At 44.0% G+C, this 6,035-nt stretch carries 4 protein-coding genes and 1 pseudogene; 2 read left to right on the top strand and 3 right to left on the bottom strand.

Annotated features, from left to right (window positions below; all coding sequences use genetic code 11):
* Positions 1-501: pseudogene (locus HWQ23_RS00165) on the bottom strand (helix-turn-helix domain-containing protein); the annotation flags it as partial.
* Between the two features lie 369 nt (positions 502-870).
* On the bottom strand, positions 871-2,409 hold the full coding sequence (zwf, locus tag HWQ23_RS00160) for a glucose-6-phosphate dehydrogenase (RefSeq protein ID WP_292822764.1): 1,539 nt from the start codon (positions 2,407-2,409) through the stop codon (positions 871-873).
* Between the two features lie 1,164 nt (positions 2,410-3,573).
* Between zwf and HWQ23_RS00155 the strand changes: the two genes are divergently transcribed.
* Complete coding sequence (locus HWQ23_RS00155; RefSeq protein ID WP_365740288.1) at positions 3,574-3,999, top strand: aldo/keto reductase; 426 nt, start codon at positions 3,574-3,576, stop codon at positions 3,997-3,999.
* A 44-nt stretch (positions 4,000-4,043) separates the two neighbouring features.
* Positions 4,044-4,241, top strand: coding sequence for a hypothetical protein (locus tag HWQ23_RS00150; RefSeq protein ID WP_292822762.1), 198 nt, complete (start codon positions 4,044-4,046; stop codon positions 4,239-4,241).
* 143 nt (positions 4,242-4,384) lie between these two features.
* On the opposite strand, the gene HWQ23_RS00145 is transcribed toward HWQ23_RS00150, so the two are convergent.
* Positions 4,385-5,731 (bottom strand): NAD(P)/FAD-dependent oxidoreductase, encoded by a 1,347-nt coding sequence (locus HWQ23_RS00145; RefSeq protein WP_292822761.1) that lies wholly within the window; start codon positions 5,729-5,731, stop codon positions 4,385-4,387.
* Positions 5,732-6,035 lie beyond the last annotated feature (304 nt).

Raw genomic sequence — 6,035 nt, 5'->3', positions numbered from 1 at the left:
CAGACAATTCCAGCATTTCTAAGTCTGCTTGTTTGATTTGTTGTACTACCGGATCTTGTTTTCCTTTATGACTTTTTCTCGTTCGTTTCCAAATCACCCCCTTTTTTTTAGTACCTGCCTTAACCAGTCAGGACTTAATTTTATTGAGCGTTCTTGCTCTAATTTTTGGGCTAATTGAACGCTGTTATATGTACGTGGTTCTTTCTCTAAACATTCTTCTAAAAACACTATGTCAGCTTCCGCCCATCTTGGTTTTCCTCCTCGCCCTGGTTTTTCCCAAAGCCCCTCCATCCCTAGCTTTTGCCACTTATGCAAAACTTCTCGCACCGTTTGTGCAGTCCAATTAAAGTGAGCCGCTATCTTCTCTACATACCAACCATTTGCGCTCAATCTAATCACTTCTGCTCTGTCTTTCACTTTCTGCGGTACATCTGCCGTTCTCAGGTTGAAAAGAGTTTTATCTTGTTCTGGAGCCAGAAAGACCCTTAACCGGCTGCCCATATCTCTGTTACCTCGGTAGACACATTATATGTATTTACTTATCTTTACACAGTTTGGTTTTTTCACCTCGTTCTACTTATATCAAGTTCGGGCGATTACTTATAATACAATACGCTTGGCTTTGTAAAAAATAGCTTTGTTGGGTTGAGGAACGAAACCCAACATTTGTGGAGCTTTGTTGGGGAGTAAGATTCAAAGCCTCTCTCCTAAAAGAAGAGAGGTCAGACTGTATTACATCCAAACGAGAATCGCTATATTATAAGTGTTTAACCGAACCTGATATTATTGTTTGGAAATCCCTGAGAAACTTCCCTTTCAGTTCAAAGAAAGCCAAGCAAGTATTGATGCCACCAATATCTTCGGCAAGAATCATGGGTTAATTCTGTGCCACTCCCGACCATCGCGCACCAACAGATCATCTGCTGCCAATGGCCCCCATGAGCCAGCTGCGTAGTTGGGGAAGTTTTCAGGTGGTGTGGTTGCCCAAGCCTCCAGAATGGGAGTGACGACGCTCCAGCCCAGTTCTACGTTGTCTGCTCGCTGAAACAAAGTTGCATCACCGATCATGCAGTCGTACAGCAAAGTTTCATAGCCAGTACTTGATATTGTGCCAAAGTAATTAGTGTAGCAAAAGTCCATTTCCACCGCATCCATTTTCATGGCGGGGCCAGGCACTTTTGCACCAAATTGGAGGTGAATTCCTTCCTCTGGTTGAATGCGGATGGTTAAGAAATTAGGCGTGAGGTGTTCAATCGACGTTTGGCGAAACAATAGTGAAGGTACTTGCTTAAACTGAATTGCAATTTCAGTCACGCGTTTAGCCAAACGCTTGCCGGTTCGTAGATAAAATGGCACCCCTGCCCACCGCCAGTTGTCAATGTTCAGCTTTAAGGCAGCATAAGTTTCAGTGGTAGAGTCTGATGCAACTCGTGGCTCTGATCGATAAGCAGGCACTTGCGTATCCTTGCTCGTTCCCGCATCATACTGTCCTTGTACAGTATGAGTTCGCACAGTTTCAGCAGTGAGCGGAATAATGGACTTCAATAGTTTTGACTTTTCATCACGCACCTCATCGGCTGAAAACGAGATCGGCGGTTCCATTGCCGTTATTGCCAGCAGTTGAAACAGATGGTTTTGCACCATGTCCCGGACTGCGCCTGTACCTTCATAAAAGTTGCCTCTGCCTTCGACTCCAACCGTTTCGGCTACGGTAATCTGTACGTGATCAATATGTTCACGATTCCAAATCGGTTCAAACAAGCCATTACCAAACCGAAACACCAGAATGTTTTGTACAGTCTCTTTGCCCAGGTAGTGATCAATGCGATAAATCTGTTTTTCCTCAAGGACAGCACCAATAGACTTATTCAGGGCACGAGCCGAGTCCAAGTCGTGTCCAAAGGGTTTCTCGATGATGACTCGCCGCCAGTGATCGTTGTCTGAGCGGACTAATCCTGCCGCGCCAAGCTGCGTAATGATGTCGCAAAAGAAGTTAGAGGCAGTTGCCAGGTAGAACAAATAGTTTCCCTGAGTGCCACAGTCTTGATCGACTTGAGTGAGTAAATCCTGCAACTGATGGTAAGTTTCAGCTGACTGAAACTCCCCGGCAAGATAGTACAATCGCTGCTCAAGCGGTTGCCAGAGCTTCTCGTCTACGGGAACCGTTGCGAACTCATGAATGTCTTGGGCAAGCTTGCTGCGAAAATCCTCCTGGCTCATTGGAGTGTGTGCAACTCCAACGAACGCAAATTCCTGCGGCAGCAAATTGCTTTGTTTGAGGTTATAAAGGGCGGGAAGCAGCAGACGCTTGGTTAAATCTCCTGCTGCTCCAAAGATAACGATACAGCAGGGTTCTGCCGGACGGATTGAGGCTTCAACAGGAACCTGGGACGTAGTGGCAGCCGTCATGATCAAATCTCCGCATATTCTTCAAGATGTCCACCAAACTATAGCGTATTGCATACAGCAGTATGTCTGCAAACTCACCTTAGCTAAATTTCATTCTCATTTTGGATAAATGAAGTAGGCTATGCCCTGCTTGCGGAATAAGGACTTCCAAGAAATAAATTACTCAAATAAACGTAGACGCGGAGCGGTGAAGCAGCGCGGGAACAGGGGGTTTCCCCCTTTCCTCGACTGCACCAAGCCGAAGGGCTTGCCGCAGGCTACCACAGAGGCGCAGAGAACACAGAGGAATGAGGAGGAAAGAGTTTTTTGCCAGTTTTTGGGGTATTTATTTTATTTGGAAGTCCCTAAACCTCTGACCAAGGCTTCTGTCCCCAACTGACGCGGATGAACTACTATCTCCACCACCTGGAAATTACTCAACCTCAATTACCTCCCCAAATTCAGTATTTGCAGTCGATGGAGTCTAGTTTTTAACCCCTACGGGTGACGCTTGATGACTCGTTAACGCTACGCTATCGCCAGTCCCTTCAAGTCGGGAAACCCTCTGTTAGCGGCTGGCGAACCATGTTGATAGATTTCAAAAATTGTTAATGGGTGCTATATGAGAGCTATATATCTCCCAATATAATTAAGATTGGATGATGATTTTATCATTATATGGGATATTAATGGGTGCTCCTTGGGATATATTTGAGTGACTTATACTTTATACCCCACTTAGCCCTCAATGGGATATGATAAGCTCTTGAGGCTGGAGAAAAAAAGGACAGGTGTAAGGTGGCCAAGCCAGTTAGAAAAATTACTAACTCGCACAGCAAGAAAAATATCGGTCTGTTTTCCAGCTTCAAAATGCAGACAGGGATTTGGTATAAGTCTCTAATTGAGAGGGGCTATATGTACCTGCTGGAAACTGATCCAGATGTCCTCTCATACCAAAGTCAGCCACGGAGCATTTTTTACACTTTGGATAATCGGAAGCGACGCTATAATCCTGATTTTTTGGTTGAACGAAGGAGTAAAAAGCTTCTTATTGAGCTTTGGCTATAAGAGTTTTTATTATAAGTTCACCTATTGATGGCTAGGTTCTCTTCCTGATGAAAGACAACCTAGCCATCAAAGTTTTCTAAAGTAGATTTCAAGAATTAATCAAGGTGCGATCGCACAATCGAAAAAGAAGTGTTACCCCTATGCCGTCGAGAAGGGATTGGCATAATCAATTACTCACCCTTAGCGCAAGGACTACTGACTGGTAAATACAAACCCGGTCAATCCTTACCCGAAGGTTCACGGGCAAGTGACCCCAAACAAAATATGTTTTTAACTAATGGGGAACTAGATCAACGACAGTTGCTCAAGGTACAGCGACTGTTGCCCATTGCCGAGCAAGAAGGTTTGAGCCTGAGCCAATTGGCGCTTACCTGGTGCTTACGCAATCCTGAAATTAGTAGCGTCATCATCGGTGCAAGCAAACCAGCACAGGTACAAGAAAACGTTAGTGCATCGGGTAAGCAACTGTCTTGGGCAACAATTCAACACATTGAAGAAGTTCTGGAAATGGAAATTAGCGATCGCCTCACTGTTGGTGTTTGAGTTGTTTTCAATTCAATGAATTACTAAGTACCAATCTATTCGGTTTGGTAAATCACCTCTTACCAGAACCGGGTGGAATTGGCAAAGAGCGGGCATTTGGCAAGGACAGTCACTCAGCCTGGTCGCCTTCTTGGTTAACTTATCTGAGCGTTCGCGCCGCACGACGGAATAACGAACGTCCGGTAACTGAACCAAAAGGTACGACCGAAGTTAAACAGGTGGGAACCGATCATCAACTATGACTAAGCTGTTCCACATTTAAATTGCATAAGCTGGGCCGCGATCGCCTTCAGCAGTCCATCGTGCGCTGAGTATTTTGTCGAGTGTACAGCATGAGTTTTATCATCAACGCCTTGTACCATCGTTAATGCTGTGATACCTGAAGTTACAGTGGTGTCACAGAAGGCTGTTGCACGCTATTGTTAACAGTTTTTGCTTCTACAAAAGCTTCTCGGCCTGTAATCAATCTAGAGCGACGATTACGAGTGATATAATTCCACGCCCACTGAATTACTACTACCAATTTAGTGTCAAACTCGATTAAGAAGTAGATGTGAATTAGTAGCCAAAATACCCAAGCAACGAAACCTTGGAGTTTGATTAAGCCTAAATCTACAACAGCTAAATTTTGCCCAATCATCGCCAAAGTACCCACGTCGTTGTAATGAAATTGTGGCAAAGTATGACCTTTAAGCCGTCGTTTAATGAGTTTAGCTACATACTCCCCTTGTTGTGTGGCTACGGGTGCCACACCAGGTAAGGGTTTACCATTTTGATGGGAGAAGTTGGCTAAATCTCCCACTACAAAAATGTTTTTATAACCCCTGATAGTTAAGTCCGGTTCTACAATCACACGTCCGGCGTGATCGCACTCTACACCTGTACGTTCTGTGAGGACTTTCCCCATTGTGGAAGCTTTTACACCTGCTGCCCACAATATAGTTTTTGAGGGAATTTTTTTAACTTCATTGCCTTGCTTGAAAGTAACGGTGTCATTTTCAATATTTATCACTCTGGTGTTAGTGTGGATAACCACACCCAACTTTTGCAAAGATACTGCTGCTACTTCCGATAACTCTGGCGCAATGTATGGGAGGATGCGATCGCCCCCTTGCAATAGTAAAATTCTCGCTTCTGAGGTCTTGATATTGCGGAAATCTTCTTTGAGCGTTTTGTATGCCAACTCTGCGATCGCACCTGCTAATTCTACACCAGTAGGGCCTGCCCCCACAAGCACAAAGGTCAACAAAGCACGACGTTTTTCCGGATCAGTTTCTTTTTCTGCTCCTTCAAATGCCGAAAATATCCGGCGACGTATTTCTATGGCATCTTCAACAGTTTTCAAGCCAGGAGCAAATTCTTCCCAGTTATCCTTACCAAAATAGGAATGGTTAGCACCTGTGGCGACAATTAATGTATCATAAGGTACTAGTTTATCATCCAAAATAACTTGTTGCGCTTTTGGATCAATATTATTTACATCTCCCAACAACACTTGTGTATTCTTGCTTTTCCTGAGTACAGATCGCAATGGTGAGGATATATCAGCAGGTGATAGCGTACCTGTCGCAACTTGATATAAAAGTGGCTGAAATAGGTGAAAGTTACGTTTATCGATGAGAGTAATATTTACATTTGCTTTTGCAAGAGTCTTTGCTGTATACAGTCCACCAAAGCCACCACCAATAATTACAACCTCATGTGGTGCATTATTCTGAAGTGAAGCTACCATAAAAAATATTCCCTTGTGTTAAGAAGTTGTAACTATTCTTAACAAAAATCTAACAGGATTATGATCAGGTTGCCGTTTATTTAGAGCAATTGAGAAAATAATCAAAGTAGTCAAAGTTACCTAAATTCCGAGAGAATGCTCCCGCCACACCGGAACGGTGAAGCTTCGCTACACTTCGTGAGGGCGGTGAGATGAATCGAGGGTTAAAAGCGAAACACTCCTTAACTGAATCAAGCCGTAGGTTTGACAATAGAACCGTAAAATAGAGAGCAGGAAAGAATCAAGACTAGAGGTAAACGATGGC

The sequence above is a fragment of the Nostoc sp. JL33 genome (assembly GCF_017114985.1).
Taxonomy (GTDB): Bacteria; Cyanobacteriota; Cyanobacteriia; order Cyanobacteriales; family Nostocaceae; genus Nostoc.
Note: the sequence above shows the minus strand (reverse complement) of the source record. Positions and strands in the feature narration are given on the sequence as shown.